The organism is Motilimonas sp. 1_MG-2023 (assembly GCF_030547455.1).
Lineage (GTDB): Bacteria > Pseudomonadota > Gammaproteobacteria > Enterobacterales > CBDFNC01 > Motilimonas.
Window position 1 is genome coordinate 1 of record NZ_JAUOPX010000126.1, and the last position, 402, is coordinate 402.

At 41.3% G+C, this 402-nt stretch carries 1 rRNA gene; it reads right to left on the reverse strand.

The annotated features are described in order from the left end of the window. A 23S ribosomal RNA gene (locus tag Q4519_RS21730) occupies window positions 1-135 on the reverse strand; the annotation flags it as partial. Window positions 136-402: the final 267 nt, after the last annotated feature.

Here is a 402-nt window from a genome sequence, read left to right on the forward strand (position 1 = left end):
ACAGGTGGGTTTCCCCATTCGGACATCGTGGGATTAACGCTTGTTGTCAACTCCCCCACGCTTTTCGCAGACTTCCACGTCCTTCATCGCCTCTGACTGCCAAGGCATCCACCGTGCACGCTTATTCACTTAACCATACAACACCTAAAAGGTGTTCTATTGTTTGACGATTGAACGTCATTTGCCTAGATATTACACAAGACACTTGCGAACAAGTTTAGTAACCCTACTGGATTACCTGTGCTAAGTTTTTACGCTTAGCGATAACACATTGCTGCGTTATCATTTTGTTTGCTTGATAACTTCTTATTGCTAAGAAGTATCGGTATTGAACATCATCAAAACTTGCGTTTCAAAAACGTTCAATGAACTTTTATCAGCTTTCCAAATTTTTAAAGAGCG